The sequence below is a fragment of the Vibrio gigantis genome, assembly GCF_024347515.1.
GTDB lineage: Bacteria > Pseudomonadota > Gammaproteobacteria > Enterobacterales > Vibrionaceae > Vibrio > Vibrio gigantis.
Window position 1 is genome coordinate 3048317 of sequence record NZ_AP025492.1, and the last position, 23972, is coordinate 3072288.

Sequence of the window (23972 nt, forward strand, 5' to 3'; positions counted from 1 at the left end):
AGGAAATAAAAAAACTACACTTTTACCTACACTAATGATCGCGCTGTAGTGAAATCCTTTGATACTTAGTGGGACTTATTGAAGATCCCAGAAATTCATAACTCATTGATTTAAAGTAACTTAATGCAAAAAGAAACCACTAAAAACAAAGACATAAAAGCAGCGCATACACCTATGATGCAGCAGTACCTAAAACTGAAAGCAGAGAACCCAGAAATTCTGCTGTTCTACCGCATGGGCGATTTCTACGAGCTTTTCTACGATGACGCTAAAAAAGCCTCTCAACTCCTCGATATTTCACTGACTAAGCGTGGTTCATCAAATGGCGAACCGATTCCGATGGCGGGTGTTCCATACCATGCTGTTGAAGGGTACCTTGCAAAGTTAGTGCAACTTGGTGAATCCGTAGCAATTTGTGAACAGATTGGTAATCCAGCACTTTCAAAAGGCCCTGTAGAGCGTGCGGTCGTGCGTATCGTAACACCGGGTACTGTAACCGACGAAGCCCTGCTTTCTGAGCGAGTCGACAACTTAATCGCCGCGATTTACCATCACAACGGCAAGTTTGGTTACGCGACACTTGATATTACCTCCGGTCGATTCCAACTCTGCGAGCCAGAAACCGAAGAAGCAATGGCCGCAGAACTTCAGAGAACCTCACCTCGTGAGCTACTGTTCCCTGAAGATTTCGAACCCGTAAATCTAATGGCAAGTAGGAATGGCAACCGCCGCCGCCCAGTATGGGAATTTGAACTAGATACCGCTAAGCAGCAATTGAATAAGCAGTTTGGAACTCGCGACCTGGTTGGCTTTGGCGTTGAAAGCGCAAAACTTGGCTTATGTGCGGCTGGTTGTTTGATCCAATACGTGAAAGATACCCAACGTACTGCCCTTCCACATATTCGTTCACTGACCATGGATAAGCAAGATCACTCCGTGATCCTTGATGCTGCAACTCGCCGCAATCTAGAGATCACGCAAAATCTTGGTAGTGGCACAGATAACACTCTTGCTGAAGTGCTTGATCATACAGCTACGGCAATGGGCAGTCGTATGCTTAAGCGTTGGTTACATCAACCAATGCGCAATATTTCGGCACTTGATCAACGCCTAGATGCGATTGGTGAAATGAAAGATTTGGCTCTCTTTACAGAGCTACAGCCAACCTTAAAACAGATCGGTGACATTGAGCGTATTCTGGCTCGTCTTGCACTTCGTTCTGCTCGCCCACGTGATATGGCACGTCTTCGTCAAGCAATGGAATACTTACCAGAGCTTGCTGAAACGCTAACGCAACTTAAGCACCCGTACCTAACTCAACTTGCGCAGTATGCGTCTCCTGTAGATGAGGTTTCAGAGCTGCTTGAGCGTGCGATCAAAGAGAACCCACCCGTGGTTATCCGCGACGGCGGTGTGATTGCTGAAGGCTATAACGCCGAGCTCGATGAATGGCGTGACCTTGCTGCAGGTGCAACCGAGTTTCTGGATAAGCTTGAGCAAGAAGAACGTGAGCGTCACGGTATCGACACTCTAAAAGTTGGCTACAACAACGTACACGGTTTCTTCATCCAAGTGAGCCGTGGGCAAAGCCACCTTGTGCCGCCACATTATGTTCGCCGCCAAACGCTGAAGAACGCTGAACGTTACATTATCCCTGAGCTGAAAGAGCACGAAGACAAAGTGCTTAACTCTAAATCGAAGGCACTGGCTATCGAGAAGCAGTTGTGGGAAGAGTTGTTTGATTTGCTACTGCCATATCTAGAACGACTACAAAACATCGCTTCTTCTGTATCTCAACTTGATGTCCTACAGAACTTAGCTGAGCGCGCAGATACGCTGGATTACTGTCGTCCAACTATGACAGAAGCAGCCGGTGTACAGATCCAGGCGGGTCGTCACCCAGTAGTAGAGCAAGTGATGGACGAACCTTTCATTGCTAACCCAATTGATTTGAACGATAAGCGCAAAATGCTGATCATTACAGGTCCAAACATGGGTGGTAAGTCAACTTACATGCGCCAAACAGCACTTATCGCGCTGATGGCTCATATCGGTTGTTATGTTCCTGCAGAAAGCGCAACTATTGGCTCTATCGACCGTATCTTTACTCGTATTGGTGCATCGGATGATCTGGCTTCTGGTCGTTCAACCTTCATGGTTGAGATGACAGAAACCGCGAATATTCTGCACAACGCGACACCAAATAGCCTTGTGTTAATGGATGAAATCGGTCGTGGTACCAGTACTTACGATGGTCTGTCTCTGGCTTGGGCAAGTGCTGAATGGCTAGCCAATCAAATCAATGCAATGACACTATTTGCAACGCACTACTTTGAGCTAACTGAGCTACCAAACCAAATTCCAACCTTAGCGAACGTACACTTAGATGCGGTTGAACACGGCGACAGCATTGCCTTTATGCATGCGGTTCAAGAAGGCGCTGCAAGTAAATCTTACGGCTTAGCGGTTGCAGGGTTGGCTGGTGTGCCAAAAGCAGTGATCAAAAACGCTCGCGCGAAGCTAACACAGCTTGAGGCATTGAGTATTGAGTCTCCGACATCGAAGCCAAGTGGTGTTGATATCGCGAACCAACTGAGCCTGATCCCTGAACCAAGTGAAGTAGAACAAGCACTCGCGAATGTTGATCCAGATGATTTAACCCCTCGCCAAGCATTAGAAGAGCTCTACCGCTTGAAGAAGCTACTCTAGTTTAGAATAGCCAAGCGCTGTGGTTTCTAGCTGAAGTGAAAATTAGACCAGAAGCTAAAACTAAAAAACGCTGACATGAGGTCAGCGTTTTTTATATCGATATCGTGGAATATCGCTTAGTCGTTTTCAACGTTGAACAGGTTTTCCATGTTCAAGCCTTGCTTGATTAGAATCTCACGTAGACGACGAAGACCTTCAACTTGGATTTGACGAACACGTTCACGAGTCAGGCTGATTTCGCGGCCTACTTCTTCTAATGTTGACGGTTCATAACCCAGTAGTCCAAAGCGACGAGCAAGCACCTCTTTCTGCTTAGGATTCAGTTCATCAAGCCAGAAAATCAACGAGTTCTTGATATCGCTATCTTGAGTTGAAACCTCAGGGTCTGAATTGTTGATGTCTGGAATAATATCCAACAGTGCTTTCTCACCGTCACCACCAATTGGCGTATCTACAGAGCTCACTCTTTCGTTTAGACGAAGCATCTTGCTCACATCACCAACTGGCTTATCGAGCTTAGAAGCGATCTCTTCAGCTGTCGGTTCGTGGTCAAGCTTTTGTGATAGTTCTCTTGCCGTACGTAGGTAGATGTTCAGCTCTTTCACAACATGGATTGGCAAACGGATGGTGCGAGTCTGATTCATCAACGCACGTTCAATGGTTTGACGAATCCACCATGTTGCGTAAGTTGAAAAACGGAAGCCACGCTCTGGGTCAAATTTCTCTACAGCGCGAATCAAGCCTAAGTTGCCTTCTTCGATTAGATCGAGAAGTGCCAAGCCACGGTTGCTATAACGACGAGAAATTTTCACCACCAAACGCAGGTTACTTTCGATCATGCGTTTGCGGGCTGCTTCATCACCGCGTAGAGCTCGACGTGCGTAAAGCACCTCTTCTTCTGCGGTTAGTAGTGGTGAGAAACCGATTTCGCCTAGATACAGTTGAGTCGCATCTAAGCTTTTAGACGTAACTTCAACTTCTTCTTTCGCTTCGGTTTTCTTAGTGACTGTTCGTTTTGCTTTTCCAAGAGCTTCCGGTTCCGTGGTTGCTTGGTCAAGGTCGAACTCTTCTTTGGTTACTGCATTGCTTATACTCATAACGCCTCCCCCTGGCGAAATTAGCATGACATTACAACTTCATATGTCGCTAAATGACTATGTCACTCCATACAATACGTGATTTTTGCATATTGTATTTAAGGTAAATATCGTTTTGGATTAACCGATTTACCTTGGTAACGAATCTCAAAGTGCAGCCTAACACTGCTGGCTCCAGAGCTTCCCATTGTTGCAATCTTCTGCCCTGGTTTCACACTTTGCCCTTCAGATACTAATAGTCGGTCGTTATGCGCGTATGCACTTAAGTAATTATCATTGTGCTTCACAATCACTAGATTGCCGTAGCCTCGTAATGCATTACCCGAATAAACAACCGTTCCCCCTGCAGTAGATACTATTGGCTGACCTCGCTGTCCTGCTATGTCTATGCCTTTATTTCCTTGTTCGCCTACAGAGAAATTCTTGATTACTCTCCCTTTAGTTGGCCATAACCATTTGGATACTTTATCACTTGTTGGTTTGGTGGACGGTGTAACATTCTGTTTACCTTTAGACCCAACATACTCCTTTGATTTGGATTGTTCAACCTTCTTTGGTGGATCTTTTTTCACCACTTTGGTGGTAGTTTGAGCTGGAGCCGGTTTAGAGTTTTTGCTCTTTTGTGGTGTGGTTTTCGGTTTACTTGCCGCAGATGACGTTGTGGATGCGGCGACAGGTGCTGCAACTGCTGCTGCCGCTACCGTTGACTTACCATACGCTGGCGCATTATAGCTAGGACGCCACAACTTAAGCTTCTGCCCTGGGTGGATAGTGTAAGGAGCAGACAACTTGTTATAACCGATGAGGTCTTTAACGTCTTTATTGGTGACATAAGCAATGAAGTAAAGGGTGTCGCCTTTTTTAACTTCATAGTAACTGCCACGATAACTACCACGATCAATCGATGAGTAATTCTTGTTTAGGCTTGAAACGGGCGCAGGCGAATTCGCTGCACACCCAACAAGGGCACAGCTAAGCAGTAAAGTACTTCCTTTTAACAACTTCGAACGCATCGACTCTCTATCCACCTACACCATTAGTCTTTTATTAAGCTAGCTCACCAGGAACAAGAGGTACAAATCTCACCATCTCGATAACACTCGATAAAAACTCATCGCCGTGTCGAACGATCTTCAATAGTTGCTGTTCGTCATCACCAACTGGAATCAGTAAACGACCACCATCTTTCAGCTGTTGCAGAAGCGCTTGAGGAATCGACTCTGCAGCGGCGGTGACAATAATCGCATCAAAAGGGGCTTTTGAAGACCAACCTTGCCAACCATCACCGTGTTTAGTTGAGATATTGTAGAAATCGAGTTGCTTCAACCTACGTTTTGCATCCCATTGTAGCGACTTTATTCTTTCAACCGAATAAACATGATCAACAAGTTGAGCCAATACCGCAGTTTGGTAACCAGAACCCGTTCCGATCTCCAAGACACGGCTATCTTGTTGTAATTCAAGTAGCTCTGTCATTTTAGCAACAATGTACGGCTGTGAAATTGTCTGACCCTGACCGATAGGCAGCGCATTATTATCATAGGCTTGGTGATACATCGCCTGTGATAAAAAACTCTCTCTCGGCAGTTGGTAGATCGCATCAAGAACCTTTTGATCCTGAATACCATTTTCAATCAGAAAAGTAATTAAACGCTCAGCTTGCGGATTACTCACTTACTTCTCCCCTAACCATGTTGCCATCGCACCCAGCGACTCATGCGCCGTTAGATCAACTTGTAACGGTGTTACCGATACAAAACCATGCTCAATCGCGTAAAAATCGGTACCTTCACCGGCATCTTGCTCTTTGCCCGGAGGGCCTAGCCAATAGATATCGTGACCACGCGGGTCTTTTTGCTTGATCATATCTTCAGCGTGATGACGAGCACCTAGGCGTGTCACCTGAGTACCAGACAGTTGTTCTAAGGCTAAATCAGGAACGTTCACGTTCAACAAACGATTGGTCGGGATTGGGTTTGCTAAATGTTGTTCGACAATACGACGAGCAATCGTTGCCGCTGTCTTAAAATGTTTTTTTCCCACCAGAGAAAACGCTACCGATTGAACGCCTAGAAAGTGCCCTTCCATTGCTGCTGCTACCGTGCCTGAATAAAGCACGTCATCACCAAGGTTAGCACCGTGATTAATACCCGTTAACACCAGATCCGGCATATCATTCTTTAGCAGTTCGTTTAACGCAAAATGCACACAGTCAGTCGGTGTTCCTTGTACCGAATAGGTATTTTCAGCAATCTCTTGAACACGCAGAGGCTGTTCTAAAGTTAATGAATTTGACGCACCCGAGCGATTACGGTCAGGGGCAACAATGATAACTTCAGCAAGATCACGTAGCTCATTTGCCAGCTCATGAATACCTTGAGCGTGCACACCATCATCATTGCTGAGTAAAATCTTCATCTTGTATCCTTTCTTTTGTTCCCATGCTAAGCCAAGTCACTTAAATTCCAATATCAAGTGACCCAGCTCCAAGCAAAATCGTTATTGCTCGTAGGTTCTCTCTACGTGTACTTCTTCAACCAACTCACGAACGATAGCGGTTGCGAAACAACCTGCGTCTAGAGAGAACTTAAGAGTGACATTATCTTCGTTCACTTCCCAAGTTAGACCCGCTGGTTTTAACGATGCTTCACGACGGTCATGGCGCATGCGGTTACCGCGAATCAGCGCCATTAGGTCAGGTTCAGAATCAAGATGTTTTTGCTCTAACGCTTGAGACTCATTTGTTGTTGGTAAGGCATTATCACCAGCCAAAGCAACAGTAACCAATGCTGCGCCATTCTCGATGTCTTGGTTTACTGCTTCAATATTGTCCGCTGTTACCGCTAGTTGAGCGCCGTCTTTCATGACAATATCGCCAACCAATGCCGATGCAAACGCATCTTGCTCAATACGGTCTGACAGGATCAGGTTGTAAATCCACGAGCGAGCCGCAGAAAGGTACAAGCTGCGCTTATTCTGGTTACGAGTACGAACGTTATCACGGCCCCAACGACGAGCTTCAGATAAGTTGTTACCTTCATTACCAAAACGCTGAGCACCGAAGTAATTTGGCACGCCGACTTGAGCGACTTTTTCCAAACGTTTTACGACATCATCACAATCTGTTACTTCAGACAAAGTCAGCTCGAATTGGTTGCCAACTAAATCACCCGGGCGTAACTTTTTGTTGTGACGTGCTGTCGCCAAGATCTCAATGCTTGGGTACTGTGCTAAAAAAGCTGAAAAGTCAGGCTCACCTTTTGGTAGGTGTACACTCAACCACTGCTCAGTCACCGCGTGACGGTCTTTTAAACCTGCCCAGCTCACGTCCTTCGACTTAACACCGCAAGTTTTAGCCAGCTCGTTTGCCACGAAGCTCGTGTTTTCACCAGTTTTACGAATACGAACCATTAGGTGCTCGCCTTCACCAGTAAACTCAAAACCCAAGTCTTCATTAACGACAAAGTGTTCGGCTTTTGCTTTTAGTTTTGCTTTCGCAGTTGGTTTACCGTTTAGATAAGCCAATGAAGATAAAATATCTGACATGCTGTTCTTTTCGTGTTGGTGCTTACGCACTTTTAGTAATTAGGACCACCGCTTCACATGCGATGCCCTCTTTGCGACCTGTAAAACCTAAACGCTCAGTGGTCGTCGCTTTTACATTCACATTGCTAATGCTGGTTTCTAAGTCTTGAGAAATAGCTTGGCACATAGAGTCTATATGAGGCGCCATCTTTGGAGCTTGCGCCATGATAGTAATATCAGCATTACCAATCACGTAACCTTGCTCTTTTACTCGACGATAAACATCTTTCAGCAGCTCACGGCTATCTGCGCCTTTCCATTCGTCATCGGTATCAGGGAAATGACGACCAATATCGCCCGCAGCAATCGCACCTAATAGGGCGTCACACAATGCATGAAGGGCAACATCACCGTCTGAATGAGCAATAAGACCTTGCTCATAAGGGATGCTTACACCACCGATAATTACCGGGCCTTCACCACCAAACTTATGTACATCAAAGCCATGGCCAATACGAATCATCATTATTCCTTATTCTGACTTAAATAGAACTCAGCAAGCGCTAAATCTTCTGGCTGAGTAATCTTAAAATTATCTGAACGCCCGGCGACTAAAGCGGGCGAGAAGCCTTTCCATTCAACAGCAGAGGCTTCATCGGTAATCGAAACACCTTGTTGCAGCGCTTCGCTCAATACATTCCACAGAGGTTTTGCTCTGAACATTTGTGGTGTGAGGGCATGCCACAAATCGGCTCGCTCGACAGTGTGATCAATTTGCCCTTGAGCGCCTCGCTTCATCGTATCTCTCACTGGGGCTGCTAATATAGCCCCAACATCATGGCTCATCGCCGTCGAGATTAACTTGTCGATATCACTTAGCTGAACACAAGGCCTTGCAGCGTCGTGAACCATCACCCACTCACCAAGCTGTTGCTCAGAAATATAATCTAAAGCAGAAAGTACGGAGTCCGCTCTTTCGCTTCCACCAGAGACTCTGATCACTTGTGGGTTCTGGTTAAGGGCAAGCTCTGGGTAGTATGGGTCATCATCACTGATTGCAACGACAATTTGAGAGACTTGAGGGTGAGATAGTAATTTCTCAACGGTGTGCTCTAAAATCGTTTTGCCGTGAATCTTGAGATATTGCTTAGGGCGGTCTGCCTTCATGCGGCTACCTACGCCCGCAGCTGGTACAACGGCAATCACGCTTTGAGTTTGAGTCGACATTAATGGGATTCCTCACCAATGATGCGATAAAACGTTTCACCTTCTTTGACCATTCCAAGCTCATGACGAGCACGTTCTTCAATCGCGTCTAAGCCTTGGCGTAGATCGTCGATTTCAGCAAACATTTCTGCGTTTCGAATATGCAGCTTTTCATTTACTTGCTGCTGAACTTGGATTTCGTTGTTCACACCGTAGTAATCAGAGATACCATTTTTACCGAGCCACAGTGTGTGTTGTAGCCAGCCAAACACTATGAACAGTACTAAAGCAAAAATTCGCATATCACCTTTCGCCGGTTGAAAAAGAAGGAACTAGAATAAGGCACATATATACCATAATGAGCTTATTGGTGCGAGATATGTGGTGTCAGGGAATCAATAAGTCGGGGAATTATCGGACAGAATCCTTGATGGTAATAATGAGATTCCCTACTCCTTCCTTCGTCAGTCTAGGGAATGACGAACTTTCGATGTCAAAAAGAAAGCTTTAGAGCCTAGTTCTCCTTTCCACCATTTTCTACAGACAAAAAACGCCCTACCGAAGTAGAGCGTTTTCAAAAACTTTAAGCTAATAATTCAGTGTGAATTACTGACCTTTAACTTCTTTAAGACCGCTTTCGTTGTAAAAGGAGGAGTTTTAGAACCAAGAGATTCTTTGCTTCACCTTTCTGCAGACAAAAAAATGCCCCGCATTAGCGAGGCATTCAAAGCTTAGATTAACAATTCCTTTGGTTTAAAAACCAGAGAGATTATTGACCTTTAACTTCTTTAAGACCGTTGTAAGGAGCTTTAGAACCTAGAGCTTCTTCGATACGGATAAGTTGGTTGTACTTAGCAACACGGTCAGAACGGCTCATAGAACCAGTTTTGATTTGACCTGCAGCTGTACCTACCGCTAGATCAGCGATAGTTGCATCTTCAGTTTCGCCAGAACGGTGAGAGATTACTGCAGTGTAGCCAGCGTCTTTAGCCATCTTGATAGCAGCTAGAGTCTCAGTTAGAGAACCGATTTGGTTGAACTTGATAAGGATAGAGTTAGCTACGCCTTTCTCGATACCTTCAGCAAGAATCTTAGTGTTTGTAACGAACAGATCGTCACCAACGATTTGAAGCTTGTCGCCTAGAAGTTCAGTTTGGTGCTTGAAACCATCCCAATCTGACTCGTCAAGACCGTCTTCGATAGAAACGATTGGGAAGTTGTTCGCTAGCTCAGCTAGGTAGTGGTTGAACTCTTCAGAAGTGAAAGTTTTACCTTCGCCCTTCATGTTGTAGATGCCAGCTTCTTTGTCGAAGAACTCAGATGCTGCACAGTCCATAGCAAGAGTAACGTCTTTACCTAGTTCGTAACCAGCAGCTGCAACAGCTTCTGCGATAACTTCTAGAGCTTCAGCGTTAGACTTAAGGTTAGGAGCGAAACCACCTTCATCACCAACTGCAGTGCTGTAGCCTTTAGACTTAAGAACTTTAGCTAGGTTGTGGAATACTTCAGCGCCGATACGTAGACCTTCTTTAAGAGTCTTAGCGCCAACTGGTTGGATCATGAACTCTTGGATGTCAACGTTGTTATCTGCGTGCTCACCACCGTTGATGATGTTCATCATTGGTAGAGGCATAGAGAACTGACCAGCAGTACCGTTTAGCTCAGCGATGTGCTCGTATAGAGGCATGCCTTTCGCAGCAGCAGCAGCTTTTGCGTTAGCTAGAGATACAGCTAGGATAGCGTTCGCGCCGAACTTAGACTTGTTATCAGTACCGTCTAGGTCAAGCATGATTTGGTCAACGTCAGCTTGTGCTTTAGCGTCAGTACCAACTAGAGCTTCAGCGATTGGGCCGTTTACAGCTTCAATAGCTTTAAGAACACCTTTACCTAGGAAACGTGATTTGTCGCCATCACGTAGCTCAAGAGCTTCGCGAGAACCAGTAGATGCGCCAGATGGAGCAGCAGCCATACCTACGAAACCGCCTTCTAGGTGTACTTCAGCTTCTACAGTTGGGTTACCACGTGAATCGATGATTTCACGACCTAGAACTTTAACGATCTTAGACATTGAATGTTTCCTTCTCGTTGAATATATAAATGTCAAATTTAAAGGTAGCAGCACAACTTACGCAGCTACCTGTATTCCTTTTACTTCTCTAACTCGCCGCGCTGGAACTCGCCAGCCGCTTTAACGAAACCTGCAAACAATGGGTGACCATCGCGAGGTGTTGAAGTGAACTCTGGGTGGAATTGAGCAGCAACGAACCATGGGTGGTTCGGGTTCTCAATAACTTCAACCAGTTTCTTGTCCGCAGATAGACCCGATACTTTTAGGCCCGCTTTTTCGATTTGTGGACGAAGATTGTTGTTCACTTCGTAACGGTGACGGTGACGTTCATGGATCGTCGCGCTACCGTATAATTCGTAAGCTTTCGTCCCTTTCGCTAGGTGACAAAGCTGTGAACCAAGACGCATTGTGCCGCCAAGGTCAGATGTTTCTGTACGCTCTTCAACTTTACCTTCGCCATCAGTCCACTCAGTGATAAGACCAACAACTGGGTACTTAGTTTCAGTACAGAATTCAGAAGAGTGTGCCCCTTCCATTTTCGCAACGTTACGAGCGTACTCGATAAGTGCTACTTGCATACCTAGACAGATACCTAAGTACGGTACTTTGTTTTCACGAGCGTATTGAGCAGCAAGAATCTTACCTTCAACACCACGGTCACCAAAGCCACCAGGAACTAGGATTGCATCTAGGCCTTCTAAAACTTCTACGCCACGAGACTCAACGTCTTGTGAATCTACGTATTTAATATTAACGCTTAGGCGGTTTTTCAAGCCTGCGTGTTTTAGTGCTTCATTTACTGATTTGTATGCATCTGGTAGTTCAATGTACTTACCAACCATACCAATCGTCACTTCACCCGTTGGGTTAGCTTCTTCGTAAATTACTTGTTCCCATTCAGACAGGTCTGCTTCTGGAGCTGTGATGCCGAAACGCTTACATACAAGTTCATCAGTGCCTTGAGCTTTAATAAGCTGAGGGATCTTGTAGATAGAGTCAACATCGCGCATAGAAATAACTGCATTTTCTTGCACATTACAGAACAGAGCAATTTTCTTACGCTCGTTCGAAGGAATGTTGCGGTCTGAACGACAAACTAGGATGTCTGGCTGAATACCAATAGACAGCAACTCTTTTACAGAGTGTTGAGTTGGCTTAGTTTTCACTTCGCCCGCAGCTGCTAGGTATGGCACTAGAGTAAGGTGCATGAACATTGCGCGTTCACGGCCTAGTTCTACTGCTAGCTGACGAATCGCTTCCATGAATGGTAGAGATTCGATATCACCAACCGTACCACCAACTTCAACGATCGCGATATCGTGGCCAGCTGCGCCAGAAATTACACGCTCTTTGATAGAGTTAGTGATGTGTGGGATAACCTGAATAGTTGCACCTAGGTAATCACCGCGACGCTCTTTCGCGAGTACGTCTGAGTAAACACGACCTGCAGTGAAGTTGTTACGCTTAGTCATCTTGGTGCGAATGAATCGCTCATAGTGACCAAGGTCAAGGTCAGTTTCAGCGCCATCTTCCGTAACGAACACTTCACCGTGCTGAGTCGGGCTCATAGTGCCTGGATCAACGTTGATGTAAGGGTCAAGCTTCATCATAGTCACTTTAAGACCACGAGCTTCTAAAATAGCCGCAAGAGATGCTGCAGCAATACCTTTACCTAGAGAGGATACAACCCCGCCAGTAACAAAAATGTAATTTGTCGTCATGTTTAACCTGAAATTGGTTGAATGAGGGAAATGGACTACTTCTGGACGGGATGAAAATATACCAGAAGCCCCTTATCGCCACAACGTGAAATCTATCACACTGCTATTTTTTATTTTTTGCTTCAAATCAATTCATGATAAAAGCTTTGGTTATCTTTTCTCCGCCACCTTGACTTCATCCCACATGGAATCAAGCTGTTGTAGTGAAAAATCGGTCAAAATTTTATCCTGCTGACGAACTTTTTGTTCCACCCCTTTGAAGCGACGTGAGAACTTCAGATTGGCTTTATTGAGCGCCGACTCTGGGTTTTTACCCAAATGTCGCACCAAATTGACCGTCGCAAACAGCAAGTCACCCAACTCTTCTTCGACCAAATCTTCATTTGGTGTCACTTGAAGTGCTTCTTCTAGCACCTCATCGACTTCCTCTAAAACCTTGTTAGCCACTGGGCCAATAGAGTCCCAATCGAAGCCATATTTCGCTACCTGTTTTTGAATCTTTGTAGCACGTGAAAGTGCAGGTAGAGAGTTTGGTATTGAGTCTAGAATACTTTCTGGGGTTTTGCCTGCTTGCGCTTTTTCTTTGGCTTTTTCGGTTTCCCAATTGGCATTAATCTCTTCATCGCTCGCAAACTCGGTATCAGAGAACACATGTGGATGGCGGCGCGTTAGCTTCTCATTGATGCCATCAACCACATCAGAAAACTCAAATAGCCCCTGCTCTTTCGCTAGCTGGCTGTAGAAAATCACCTGAAACAACAAGTCACCCAACTCTTCTTGTAGGTTTGGCCAATCTTTATTATGAATCGCATCCACCACCTCGTAGGTTTCTTCGATAGTATGCGGAACAATGGTTTCAAAATTTTGTTTCAAATCCCAAGGACAGCCACCTTCTGGATCGCGCAGCTTAGTCATAATCTGTTCAAGTTGTTCAATCGGGTGATTCATCTTTTCTTCCTATTCACTGTCTTTGATTTTTAAATTTAAAACTTCTGTTAAAACTAAAAAAGGTGAGCAGCCAAAACCACTCACCTTTCTATTTTTCTTGTTAAACCAACGCGTCATTCAATGCATTGTTCGGTTTTTACTAAGTAATTGGCTCTTCTAACAAGGCAACAAACTTACGAGACTTCTGAGCATAGCTTGCCTATGTGATGAAGCGAGTATAGTGCAGTTAACACGGTTAGAAAGCCAAGTACGACGTAAAAACTAGCCTAGTCTTTTGACGCTCATTACATCTTTGATCTGCTCGACACGACTTGTCACTCGACTCAGAATCTCAATATTGGTCACTTCCAAATCGAAATCCATTACCGATAGCTGACGCTTGTAATCAATGCGGCTCTTCATTGTTGTCACGCTGATCTTCTCGTTCGAGAACAGTGAGGTGATGTCTTTCAACAAGCCATTACGCTCTAGCGCTTCAACGCGCAGAGTTAGGATGTAAGAACCGACGAAGCCATTGCCCCAGACAGTATCAATAATACGTTCTGGCGCATGCAGGCTTAGCTCACTCAACTGTTCACAGTCAGCACGGTGCACTGAGATACCACGACCTTGCGTAATGTAACCTTTAATAACATCGCCTGGGATTGGCTGACAGCAACGCGCTAGGTGCGTCATTAAGTTATCAACGCCCTCAACCACTACCGCGTCTTTCTTAGGACGACTCTGCTGTGCTGGCTTGTTTTCCGACTCAAGCAGTTTCTCTAGCGCTTTCTTGTCTTCTTCTTCCGCCGTCGGCTTATTCACCAACGCATTGATGTGATTAACCACTTGGTTGATACGCAAATCACCACTGCCAATACCAGCATAGAGTTCATCTGGCGTGTTGACGTTAAAGCGTCTTAGCGCGTATTGGTCTGCATCTTTTAGGGTTGCACCGACTTTCGCTAGTTCAACCTCAAGGATGTCTCGACCCGCTTCGAGGTTCTTCTCTCGGCTTTGCGCACGGAACCAAGCATTGATCTTCGCACGAGCCCGGCTTGAATGAACGAACCCTGTAGTTGGATTTAACCAGTCACGTGATGGGTTCGGTTCTTTTTGAGTGATGATTTCAACCTGATCACCCATCGATAATTTATGGGTAAACGGTACGATACGTCCCGCTACTTTTGCACCGATACAGCGGTGTCCAACCATCGAGTGGATGTGGTAAGCGAAGTCCAACGGAGTTGCCCCCATAGGTAAATCGACGACATCACCGCGCGGTGTAAATGCGTATACGCGGTCATCGAATACTTGGCTACGAACTTCATCCAGCATCTCGCCAGAGTCCGACATCTCTTCTTGCCAATCGATAAGTTTACGCAACCAAGTGATTTTCTCGTCGTAACCACTGCGCCCGCTTGAAGCACCTTCTTTGTACTTCCAGTGCGCAGCCACACCCAACTCAGAGTCTTCGTGCATTTGCTTGGTACGGATCTGAATCTCAATGGTCTTGCCTTCAGGGCCCAGAACCACGGTGTGAATCGATTGGTAACCATTTGGCTTAGGGTTCGCCACGTAGTCATCAAATTCACTTGGTAGATGTTTGTATTTGGTATGAACCACACCTAGGCCGGCATAGCAGTCTTGAAGCTGGTCGGCGATGATACGCACAGCACGCACGTCAAAAAGCTCATCGAAGTCCAAGCCTTTCTTCTGCATCTTACGCCAGATACTGTAGATGTGTTTTGGTCGACCGCTGACTTCAGCATTGATGTTTGAACGCTGCATTTCTGCTGTTAAATCATCAACGAAATCTGTGATGTATTGTTCACGAACGATACGACGCTCAGACAGCTGTTTCGCAATCTGCTTGTAGGTGTCTGGCTGCTGATAGCGGAATGCGTAATCTTCGATTTCCCACTTAAGTTGACCGATACCTAAACGGTTCGCCAGTGGAGCATAGATGTTAGAACACTCTTTTGCTGCCGCGCGACGTACAGCATCTGGCGCTTTTTTTACTTCAATAAGGTTACAGATTCGCTCAGCTAGCTTGATAACTACGCAGCGGAAATCATCCACCATCGCCAGTAGCATACGACGAACGTTATCAACTTGACCCGAGGCAGCGCTGCCTTCAAGAGTCACGTTTAACTGGCCTAAAGCCGCCATTTCTTCAACGCCATCAATCAACTTTACGGTTTCTTTACCGTAGCTTTCTTCAAACGCTTCGCGCTCAAAAACGCCGCTTGAGACGACGGGAAAAAGTTGTGCTGCAATTAAAGTGGCACGGTCCATGGACAGCGTAACCAAGATTTCGATCATCTCACGGCCACGCCAAAGCAACAGCGATGCTTGCTCGTGATCTTTTAATAGCTCTTCACAGTGACGATAAACTTTGATCAGTTTATTCGAGGTCTTTACGTCTTGATTCAGTGACGCAATCCAACTTTCTAGCTCAAACTGTTCGCTTGGGTTTAAATGTGCGCTTCGTACCGCAACCATCATGCCTTCCTAGTTATTCTGTTTTATACCCAACTCAATATGACTAACTGGTTCCAAGTTAGTTCGACCATATTGATATCAGCGCAAGTTTCCCTGCGCCTTTGTGATTCATTTTTAAGCCTTATTTAGAGGCTTCTAAGCCTTGATAAAGAGAGCCATCGATTCTAGATGACTGGTGTGCGGGAACATGTCCAACATACCCAATTTGGCTAACTGATAACCTTGTTTTTCTAAGCTCTCAGAATCTCTAGCTAGAGTAGCAGGATTACACGAAACATAAACCACACGCTTCGCTCCTAACGCTGAAATTTGATCAACGATCCCACTCGCTCCCGCACGTGCCGGGTCAAGCAATACTTTATCGAATTTCTCTTTTGCCCAAGGCTGTGAAGATAAGTCTTCTTCAAGGTTAGTTTGGTAAAATTCCGTATTGCTTAACTGGTTTAACGCTGCGTTAGATGTGGCTTGCTGAACCATTTCATCAACGCCTTCCACACCAACCACAAACGCCGATTGTTGTGCTATAGGCAAACTGAAGTTACCTAGACCACAAAACAGGTCTAGCACTCGCTCATCCGATTGAGGTTCTAGCCACTCAATCGCTTGAGCCACCATCTGCTGGTTGACCTTCTGGTTCACCTGAATGAAGTGGTTTGGCTCGAAAGGTAAGGTAACACCCGTTTCACTATAGGTTGGCGCTTCACCAACCAAACGAACCAAATTATCGGTTTCAGGCATCGAATACAACGTCGCGCCTTCTTCTTTCGCTAACGCTATCAGCGCTTGTTCATCTTTTTCAACCAAAGGTTTGAGGTGGCGTAGCACCATAACAGGGCCAGTATCGCCCAACACCAATTCAACGTGTCCTAAAGACGTAAGGTTGTTGAAAGTGTTGAGTAAATTTTTCAGTTTTGGCAGCAATACATTGAGGCGAGGATCAAGCACGGCACAATCGGTGATGTTTTCAATCTGCTTACTCTGCTTCTTACGGAAACCGAACTGAAGCTGCTGTGTCTTCTTATCAACAAATAGGCTGATACGTGCGCGACGTCGATAACCGGTTTCATCACCTATAATAGGCTGTGCAACTTCAGTATTAGCCGTTTGGTATTGGCTCATCAGGTGCGTCAGAGATTGCGATTTATGCTCAACCTGAGAAGAATAACCGAAGTGCTGAAGGTGACAGCCACCACACTGATTAAAGTGCTTACAAAACGGCTTTAAACGCTGCTCGCTCGGCTTCAATAACTTGATAAGCTTAGCTCGCGAAAACTTACTTTTGCTCTCAGTAAGTTGAATAACCACCTGCTCACCGGGCAATGCGCCATCAATGAAAACTGGTTTATTCTTCTGATAAGCGATACCAGCGCCATTGTGATCCATTCGTTCAACCAAAACCGATTGATGCTTGGTCTCGAGTTGAGTTTTCTTTTTTGGTTGGAAAAAACGTGCCATTGCTTGTGCCTAATGTATCTTTTAATAAGTAATTGGTATCCAGGACTCACTATTATGTCTTGGAATCATTGTCGAACGTCACGGCTTTGATTAAGCTTACCGTTCACTTAACCGCCATTGTGTGCGTTATTTTCCCATATCCAGACCTCGATGTAATTAAAGAACATGACCAGATATGGCTTAAGAGCCCGTGTAATTACCTTAACTCTAGCTCCAACCCTGATTATTGGGTTGCTATTGAGTGCATTTTTCTCATTTAACCGCTATCAAGACCTTGAGGGGCAAGTGGTTAACACTGGTACTAGCATCATTGAACCACTTGCGATTGCGAGTGAATCAGGCATGAAGCTCGAAAGTCGAGAGTCTGTTCGTCAGCTTATTAGCTATGCACATAGGAAAAATTCTAAGCTAGTGCGCAGCATCGCGGTGTTTGATGAACGTCATGAGTTGTTTGTAACCTCAAACTTTCATCCTGACTTTGAAAGCCTGACTTATCCGAAAGATAAACCGATCCCGCATTTGAGCTCATCGAACCTGCTCGATAACACGCTGATTCTGCGAACGCCGATCATAGCCGAAGGCCAATACATCAATTCAGCCAACGGTCAGTCTCAAGCCAACCAAGCGATCGGTTATATTGCGATTGAATTAGACTTATCTTCTCTTCGATTGCAGCAATATCAAGAGGTATTCTCAGCCTTCTTGGTGTTGATTCTTGGGCTTGGTTTATCGGGCGTGTTTGCCTTCCGCTTGATGCACGATGTCACCCAACCGATCACACACATGAAAAACATGGTTGACCGAATTCGTCGAGGTCATCTAGATGTGCGCATCGAAGGTAAAATGCACGGTGAGCTAGATTCGCTGAAAAACGGTATCAACGCGATGGCGGTATCGCTGTCAGAATATCACGTTGAGATGCAGCACAGTATCGACCAAGCGACCTCCGATCTACGGGAAACCCTCGAGCAATTAGAAATTCAAAACGTTGAGTTAGACATCGCGAAGAAGCGAGCTCAAGAAGCGGCTCGTGTTAAATCTGAATTCTTGGCTAATATGTCTCACGAGCTGAGAACCCCACTCAACGGTGTGATTGGTTTTACTCGTCAAATGCTCAAGACTCACCTATCGAACAGTCAAACCGATTATCTGCAAACTATTGAACGCTCGGCAAACAACCTACTTAGCATCATCAACGATATCTTGGACTTCTCGAAACTTGAAGCTGGTAAACTGGCCCTAGAAAATATCCCATTTGAGTTCCAAGCCAGCCTTGAAGAGGTAGTAAACCTTCAAGCAACCAACGCTCATGAGAAAGGTCTTGAGCTGACATTGAAGATCGATCCTAAAGTGCCGCCAGGCGTGGTGGGCGATCCGCTGCGTATTCAACAGATCCTGACTAACCTCGTTGGCAACTCAATCAAGTTTACGGAGCGCGGCAACATCGATATCAGTGTTGAGCTTCGCTCACAAAGCGAAGACAGTATCGAGTTGCAGTTTATGGTTCGCGATACCGGCATTGGTATCTCAGAGCGTCAACAAGCTCAGTTGTTCCAAGCCTTTAGCCAAGCGGACGCAAGTATCTCTCGTCGTTATGGTGGTACAGGTTTAGGTCTGGTTATCACCCAAAAACTGGTCAGCCAAATGGGTGGTGAGATCAGCCTAACCAGTCGTCTTCACCAAGGTTCAACCTTCTGGTTCACCTTGAGACTATCAACAACTGATATGCCGATGACTGAGCTGATTGAGACTCAGTGCCTACAAGACAAACAACTTCTGCTGATCGAGCCAAACATGCAAGCAGCATCGATTACTCAGCAAATCCTAACCCAAGAAGGCTTAGTGGTAACGTATCGTTCGGTTATGCCAGACGAAACTACCTCGTATGACTACGTTCTGCTTAACCTAGCCGCGAACCAAGAGTATCAATTTGATACCGTGAGTGGTTGGGCGATTGGCGCGAAGAAAATTGCTCAAAACGTGATAATTGGTACACCAAGTACCGAACTAGCGCTGGGTGAGCAGCTAATGAAAGAAGTCGATGTTCAGTGCATCACTAAGCCTCTTTCTCGTAAGAAGTTGCTGCAAACTCTGGTATCGAATCAAGCACCCACCTTGATTGCGCCAGCCATTGAAACCCATTCAGAAGAGAAGCTGCCGCTTACTGTCATGGCAGTAGACGATAACCCTGCTAACCTGAAACTTATCACCGCGTTACTTAAAGAGCGCGTAGAAACTGTCATCAGTTGCACCAGTGGTCAACAGGCTATCGACAAAGCCAAAGACACGCCATTTGATATCATCTTCATGGATATTCAAATGCCACAGATGGATGGTGTCACTGCTTGCCAGAACATCAAGAAGCTAGCGAACAATGAGAATACGCCAGTGATTGCCGTTACTGCGCACGCAATGATTGGCGAACGTGATCGACTGCTTGAAGCTGGTATGGATGACTATCTAACCAAACCCATTGAAGAGCATGTTTTACAACAGGTGCTGATTCATTGGAGTCCAACCTCCGAAGTTGAGCACATCGAAAAGATAGATCCAGACCACCCAGCAGTCTCAGCTGAAGTCGACAGCGGCCCAATATCAGAAACTGAAGCCAGCGTGCACAAAAACATCATCATCGATTGGCAAGCTGCGATGAAACAAGCCGCCAATAAAGAAGACCTCGCTCGCGATATGCTGCAAATGCTCGTCGACTTTATTCCAGAGGTTTATGAAGCAGCAGACAAAGCGATAGAAGATAGTAGCTACCCAGTTGAAGAACTGATACACATCATCCATAAGATGCATGGCAGCAGCTCGTATAGCGGCGTACCAAGGCTGAAATCGGTATGTGCCACGATAGAAAAAGAGCTGCGTTCTGGCACTTCTGTTGAAGACATTGAGCCAGAACTCTTTGAACTTCAAGATGAGCTCGATAAGGTTCAAGCGACCGCGATTCACTACTTGAAACCGAGCAATAATTAGATTGGCTTAGCCTCAAACTCAAGGCAATAAAAAAGCAGAGCGTATAAGCTCTGCTTTTTTGTTTGTTCTGTTGAAGCAGTGAACGAGTATCAGGTTTAGCTAGCGTTTACGACTCAAATAGTACTGTCGCCACAGCATAGTGACGCTCATCCGAGATAGTCAGATGAATCGATGTTGTACCGTTCGCCTCTGCGATTTCACGCGCTTTTTTATGCAAGCTCAGAACGGGCTTGCCATGCTCATCGTTTGAAATCTCGAAGTCATGGAAGGTCACACCCAGTGCGATCCCCGTGCCTAACGCCTTAGATGCCGCTTCTTTTGCAGCAAAACGCTTTGCAAGGTAACGCCCTTTTTGCTTCAGTTGCTGGAATACTTCAAATTCAGCATCGGTCAAAATACGCTGAGCAAAAGCGTCACCACTTCGAGACAATGCCTTTTCAACACGTTCAATTTCTGCGATATCTGTACCTAATCCAACAACTGCCATGTTTCCTCTACCACTTAGCTTCTATCTAATGACTCACTGATTAACTGCGCATCGCTTAGGGCTTATTACTTACAAAGCTAAGCGTTGTTACGTGCTGTTTCCATCACGGCTTTCATGTCTGCAACAGCTTTGTTCAAGCCATCAAACACCGCACGTCCCATAATTGAGTGACCAATGTTCAGCTCGTAAATCTCTGGAAGTGCCGCAATCGGAGCTACGTTGTGGTAAGTCAGACCATGACCCGCATTGACCGTAATACCAAGATCGTCTGCGTAGCTTGCACCAGCAGCAATCTTTTTCAGCTCGTCTTGTTGGTCTTCTTCTGTCTTAGCATCAGCATAGTGACCCGTGTGCAGTTCAATGAACGGTGCGCCACACGCTTTTGCTGCGTCGATTTGCTCACGGTCAGCATCGATAAACAGAGACACCTTGATACCTGCTGCAGACAGTTTTTGTGTCGCTGCTTTGATCTTCTCAAGCTGACCAACAACGTCCAAGCCACCTTCAGTGGTTAGTTCTTCACGTTTTTCAGGAACCAGACAAACAAACTCAGGCTTAGTATCGAGTGCAATTTGAACCATCTCGTCCGTTACGGCCATCTCCAAGTTCATGCGAGTTTGAAGTGTTTCAGCCAGAATACGCACATCGCGATCAACGATATGACGACGGTCTTCACGCAGGTGAATAGTAATGCCATCTGCACCAGCACGTTCAGCGATTTCAGCTGCGTGTACTGGATCTGGGTATTTAGTACCACGTGCATTACGTAGTGTTGCAATATGGTCGATATTAACGCCTAAAAGGATTGAGCTCATTTTCCAATACTCCGTGCTCTAGAGAGGGCTATTGTTGGCATAAATAGCTCTCTACTTTTTAATGGTTTGCCGCCAAGATACGGCTTTAAGGCTATGCGTGTAAAGCGTTTTGCCGCTTTTAACTGCTCTTTAGTGATAAACCTACGTTCACTAATTGCAATAAGTTCATCGCCCATAAAAGTCAGGTTGTCTCGACGCACCGATGCGATGAAACCTTTCTGCTCGCGATAGCGATAAGTCATGCTCGGATCAATCGCTTCACCAGTGCCCGCGCAGTGTAAAAAGTCGACGCCATAACCCATAGCAGACAATAGAGCCAACTCAAAGCGACGCAGGGCTGGCTCAGGATTTTCATTATGCGCCAGCTCTGTTAAAGCATGAAGATAGTCGTGAAAAAGTGCAGGCATAGGCACTTCCGCCATCAATACGCGACCAATTAATTCATTCACATACATAGCTGAATACAGGTTGATACCGGCGAGAGGAAGCCCCAAGCTAATCGGCTCAGCTTGGCGTAAGGTTTTCATCGAACCATTACCAGACCACTTAAGCAGTAGCGGCGTAAAAGGTTGCAATGCGCCTTTCAAATTGGAACGCTTGCTGCGAGCACCTTTAGACATCAACGTCACCCGACCGAATTCTTCACTGAAGACGTCCAAGATCAGGCTCGACTCACTGTATGGTCGACGGTGCAACACAAAGCATCGCTGTAACCCTTCGCTCAATCACTTACCCTTATTACAGATACAAAAAGAGAGAGTTCGCACTCTCTCTTGGATTTATCTTCAGTTCAACTTTCTTAATCTCAGAAAGTGACGTTCAATATATTATAGATCGTCGATGTAGCCTAATGAGCGAAGTGCACGCTCATCATCAGCCCAGCCAGATTTAACCTTGACCCAAGTCTCTAGGTAAACCTTACGACCGAATAGCTCTTCCATATCGATACGCGCTTCACGACCAATCGTTTTGATCTTCTCACCCGCTTTACCAATCACCATTTTCTTCTGACCTGTACGTTCAACAAGAATCAGAGCATTGATGTGGAAGCCATCGTTATCAGGATTGTAATCGAAGCGTTCGATCTCAACCGTAACCGAGTAAGGTAGCTCGTCACCCGTAAAGCGCATTAGCTTTTCACGGATAATTTCAGATGCCATAAATCGTTGCGAGCGATCCGTCACGTACTCTTCTGGAAAGTGGTGCGTCGCTTTTGGTAAATGTTCACGTACGTGCTTACGCAGTACATCAATGTTTTTACCTTGCTTCGCTGAGATTGGCACAACATCAATGAAGTCCATCTTCTTTGAAACTTCCATCATGTGCTGCATGACGTTAGTACGGTCTTGAACGTTATCTACTTTGTTGATGCAAAGTACAACTGGGAAGTCGGTCTTCTTCAGCTTGTTCAGAACCATCTCATCGTCGTCAGTCCAGTGAGTACCATCGACCAAGAAGAATACTAGGTTTACATCACTCAATGAGCTGTTCGCCGCACGGTTCATCAAACGGTTGATTGCGCGCTTTTCTTCAATATGAAGTCCAGGAGTATCAACAAAGATCGCTTGGTAATCACCCTCAGTTTCAACGCCCATAATACGGTGACGTGTCGTCTGTGGTTTACGTGATGTAATAGAGATCTTCTGCCCCAGAATATGGTTCAGAAGCGTCGACTTACCTACATTTGGGCGACCGACAATAGCGATGAAGCCACAGTGTTGGTTTTCCGGTAGGCCTGTTTGTTTGCTATCAGATGAAAAGAATGCATCGATATCGAAATCTTGGTTGTTATCAGACATTGCTTAGTTGCTCTAATGCTGTTTCAGCAGCCGCTTGTTCTGCCTTGCGGCGGCTAGTGCCTTTACCGATAACAGGTTTATCCACACCTGCCACTTCACACTCAACCGTAAACTCTTGGTTGTGTGCTTCACCTTTAATATTAGTCACTGTGTAGACAGGTAGAGGATTTCTTCGACCTTGTAAAAACTCTTGAAGGCGAGTTTTCGGATCTTTTTGAGATACTCCAGGCTGAATAGCATCTAGGCGAGATTGGTACCAGCTTAAAATAATGCCGCGAACCGTCTCGGTATCACTATCTAAATAGACAGCGCCAATGATCGCTTCAACAGCATCCGCTAGAATAGAATCACGACGGAAACCGCCACTCTTCAACTCACCTGGACCTAATTTTAAGTAATCTCCTAGTTCGAATTCACGACCTAGTTCTGCCAATGTATGACCACGTACTAATGTTGCGCGCATGCGGCTCATATCACCTTCGTTTACCTTAGGGAAACGGTGGTATAGATCATCAGCGATAACAAAACTTAAAATTGAATCGCCCAGAAACTCAAGACGTTCGTTATGTTTACCTGCGGCGCTACGGTGAGTTAGCGCCAAGTGGATAAGATCGGCATCATTAAACTGATAGCCAATCTTTCTCTCTAGTTTATCAATTGGAGAATTCATGCTCTCTCG

20 protein-coding genes are annotated in these 23972 nt (G+C 45.6%); 2 read left to right on the plus strand and 18 right to left on the minus strand.

Annotated elements, in window-relative coordinates; translation table 11 throughout:
* Positions 1-123 precede the first annotated feature (123 nt).
* Positions 124-2709, plus strand: coding sequence for a DNA mismatch repair protein MutS (gene mutS / locus OCV56_RS13510; RefSeq protein ID WP_390903665.1), 2586 nt, complete (start codon positions 124-126; stop codon positions 2707-2709).
* A 116-nt stretch (positions 2710-2825) separates the two neighbouring features.
* On the opposite strand, the gene rpoS is transcribed toward mutS, so the two are convergent.
* From rpoS to rlmD, 13 genes are all read right to left on the minus strand, one after another.
* Positions 2826-3806 (minus strand): RNA polymerase sigma factor RpoS, encoded by a 981-nt coding sequence (gene rpoS / locus OCV56_RS13515; protein ID WP_017059027.1) that lies wholly within the window; start codon positions 3804-3806, stop codon positions 2826-2828.
* A 98-nt stretch (positions 3807-3904) separates the two neighbouring features.
* Entirely contained in the window at positions 3905-4819 is a 915-nt protein-coding gene (gene nlpD, locus OCV56_RS13520) for a murein hydrolase activator NlpD (protein ID WP_050620526.1), read from the minus strand.
* A 34-nt stretch (positions 4820-4853) separates the two neighbouring features.
* Entirely contained in the window at positions 4854-5480 is a 627-nt protein-coding gene (locus tag OCV56_RS13525) for a protein-L-isoaspartate(D-aspartate) O-methyltransferase (RefSeq protein WP_017059029.1), read from the minus strand.
* Positions 5481-6224: a 5'/3'-nucleotidase SurE gene (gene surE, locus OCV56_RS13530; RefSeq protein ID WP_086711985.1), complete on the minus strand. Its 744-nt coding sequence runs from the start codon at positions 6222-6224 to the stop codon at positions 5481-5483.
* An 81-nt stretch (positions 6225-6305) separates the two neighbouring features.
* The gene (gene truD / locus OCV56_RS13535) at positions 6306-7352 is read right to left on the minus strand and encodes a tRNA pseudouridine(13) synthase TruD (RefSeq protein WP_086711986.1); all 1047 of its coding nucleotides are present in this window, start codon (positions 7350-7352) and stop codon (positions 6306-6308) included.
* Between the two features lie 22 nt (positions 7353-7374).
* On the minus strand, positions 7375-7854 hold the full coding sequence (ispF, locus tag OCV56_RS13540; RefSeq protein ID WP_086711987.1) for a 2-C-methyl-D-erythritol 2,4-cyclodiphosphate synthase: 480 nt from the start codon (positions 7852-7854) through the stop codon (positions 7375-7377).
* Between the two features lie 2 nt (positions 7855-7856).
* Complete coding sequence (gene ispD / locus OCV56_RS13545; protein ID WP_086711988.1) at positions 7857-8558, minus strand: 2-C-methyl-D-erythritol 4-phosphate cytidylyltransferase; 702 nt, start codon at positions 8556-8558, stop codon at positions 7857-7859.
* The gene (ftsB, locus tag OCV56_RS13550; RefSeq protein ID WP_086711989.1) at positions 8558-8839 is read right to left on the minus strand and encodes a cell division protein FtsB; all 282 of its coding nucleotides are present in this window, start codon (positions 8837-8839) and stop codon (positions 8558-8560) included. Before ftsB ends, ispD begins: the two co-directional genes overlap by 1 nt.
* Positions 8840-9306: 467 nt before the next feature.
* Positions 9307-10605 (minus strand): phosphopyruvate hydratase, encoded by a 1299-nt coding sequence (gene eno / locus OCV56_RS13555; RefSeq protein ID WP_017059033.1) that lies wholly within the window; start codon positions 10603-10605, stop codon positions 9307-9309.
* A gap of 80 nt (positions 10606-10685) precedes the next feature.
* Positions 10686-12326, minus strand: a complete 1641-nt coding sequence (locus OCV56_RS13560; protein WP_017063214.1) for a CTP synthase — start codon at positions 12324-12326, stop codon at positions 10686-10688.
* Positions 12327-12476: 150 nt separating this feature from the next.
* Complete coding sequence (mazG, locus tag OCV56_RS13565; protein WP_086711990.1) at positions 12477-13274, minus strand: nucleoside triphosphate pyrophosphohydrolase; 798 nt, start codon at positions 13272-13274, stop codon at positions 12477-12479.
* Between the two features lie 261 nt (positions 13275-13535).
* The gene (relA, locus tag OCV56_RS13570) at positions 13536-15758 is read right to left on the minus strand and encodes a GTP diphosphokinase (RefSeq protein ID WP_060982689.1); all 2223 of its coding nucleotides are present in this window, start codon (positions 15756-15758) and stop codon (positions 13536-13538) included.
* Positions 15759-15893: 135 nt separating this feature from the next.
* A complete protein-coding gene (gene rlmD, locus OCV56_RS13575) occupies positions 15894-17213 on the minus strand; it encodes a 23S rRNA (uracil(1939)-C(5))-methyltransferase RlmD (protein ID WP_086711991.1) in 1320 nt (439 codons plus the stop codon).
* A 165-nt stretch (positions 17214-17378) separates the two neighbouring features.
* On the opposite strand from rlmD, the gene barA reads away from it, so the two are divergent.
* The gene (gene barA / locus OCV56_RS13580) at positions 17379-20192 is read left to right on the plus strand and encodes a two-component sensor histidine kinase BarA (protein ID WP_086711992.1); all 2814 of its coding nucleotides are present in this window, start codon (positions 17379-17381) and stop codon (positions 20190-20192) included.
* Positions 20193-20298: 106 nt separating this feature from the next.
* Here the strand turns inward: barA and acpS are convergent, their stop codons facing one another.
* From acpS to rnc, 5 genes are all read right to left on the minus strand, one after another.
* Complete coding sequence (gene acpS, locus OCV56_RS13585; protein ID WP_086711993.1) at positions 20299-20679, minus strand: holo-ACP synthase; 381 nt, start codon at positions 20677-20679, stop codon at positions 20299-20301.
* Positions 20680-20756: 77 nt separating this feature from the next.
* Complete coding sequence (gene pdxJ / locus OCV56_RS13590) at positions 20757-21494, minus strand: pyridoxine 5'-phosphate synthase (RefSeq protein WP_086711994.1); 738 nt, start codon at positions 21492-21494, stop codon at positions 20757-20759.
* Positions 21491-22219 carry a DNA repair protein RecO gene (gene recO, locus OCV56_RS13595; RefSeq protein ID WP_048659398.1) on the minus strand — a complete coding sequence of 243 codons (729 nt, stop codon included), beginning with the start codon at positions 22217-22219 and terminating at the stop codon, positions 21491-21493. The genes pdxJ and recO overlap by 4 nt, the downstream gene beginning before the upstream one ends.
* A gap of 102 nt (positions 22220-22321) precedes the next feature.
* On the minus strand, positions 22322-23293 hold the full coding sequence (era, locus tag OCV56_RS13600; RefSeq protein WP_017629580.1) for a GTPase Era: 972 nt from the start codon (positions 23291-23293) through the stop codon (positions 22322-22324).
* Positions 23286-23963, minus strand: a complete 678-nt coding sequence (gene rnc, locus OCV56_RS13605) for a ribonuclease III (RefSeq protein WP_017059043.1) — start codon at positions 23961-23963, stop codon at positions 23286-23288. Before rnc ends, era begins: the two co-directional genes overlap by 8 nt.
* Positions 23964-23972: the final 9 nt, after the last annotated feature.

Bases quoted from the DNA above. Each gene is read 5' to 3' on its own strand.
- mutS (WP_390903665.1), top strand. From the start codon at position 124: ATGCAAAAAGAAACCACTAAAAACAAAGACATAAAAGCAGCGCATACA.
- rpoS (WP_017059027.1), bottom strand. From the start codon at position 3,806: ATGAGTATAAGCAATGCAGTAACCAAAGAAGAGTTCGACCTTGACCAA.
- nlpD (WP_050620526.1), bottom strand. From the start codon at position 4,819: ATGCGTTCGAAGTTGTTAAAAGGAAGTACTTTACTGCTTAGCTGTGCC.
- surE (WP_086711985.1), bottom strand. From the start codon at position 6,224: ATGAAGATTTTACTCAGCAATGATGATGGTGTGCACGCTCAAGGTATT.
- truD (WP_086711986.1), bottom strand. From the start codon at position 7,352: ATGTCAGATATTTTATCTTCATTGGCTTATCTAAACGGTAAACCAACT.
- ispF (WP_086711987.1), bottom strand. From the start codon at position 7,854: ATGATTCGTATTGGCCATGGCTTTGATGTACATAAGTTTGGTGGTGAA.
- ispD (WP_086711988.1), bottom strand. From the start codon at position 8,558: ATGTCGACTCAAACTCAAAGCGTGATTGCCGTTGTACCAGCTGCGGGC.
- ftsB (WP_086711989.1), bottom strand. From the start codon at position 8,839: ATGCGAATTTTTGCTTTAGTACTGTTCATAGTGTTTGGCTGGCTACAA.
- eno (WP_017059033.1), bottom strand. From the start codon at position 10,605: ATGTCTAAGATCGTTAAAGTTCTAGGTCGTGAAATCATCGATTCACGT.
- OCV56_RS13560 (WP_017063214.1), bottom strand. From the start codon at position 12,326: ATGACGACAAATTACATTTTTGTTACTGGCGGGGTTGTATCCTCTCTA.
- mazG (WP_086711990.1), bottom strand. From the start codon at position 13,274: ATGAATCACCCGATTGAACAACTTGAACAGATTATGACTAAGCTGCGC.
- relA (WP_060982689.1), bottom strand. From the start codon at position 15,758: ATGGTTGCGGTACGAAGCGCACATTTAAACCCAAGCGAACAGTTTGAG.
- rlmD (WP_086711991.1), bottom strand. From the start codon at position 17,213: ATGGCACGTTTTTTCCAACCAAAAAAGAAAACTCAACTCGAGACCAAG.
- barA (WP_086711992.1), top strand. From the start codon at position 17,379: ATGACCAGATATGGCTTAAGAGCCCGTGTAATTACCTTAACTCTAGCT.
- acpS (WP_086711993.1), bottom strand. From the start codon at position 20,679: ATGGCAGTTGTTGGATTAGGTACAGATATCGCAGAAATTGAACGTGTT.
- pdxJ (WP_086711994.1), bottom strand. From the start codon at position 21,494: ATGAGCTCAATCCTTTTAGGCGTTAATATCGACCATATTGCAACACTA.
- era (WP_017629580.1), bottom strand. From the start codon at position 23,293: ATGTCTGATAACAACCAAGATTTCGATATCGATGCATTCTTTTCATCT.
- rnc (WP_017059043.1), bottom strand. From the start codon at position 23,963: ATGAATTCTCCAATTGATAAACTAGAGAGAAAGATTGGCTATCAGTTT.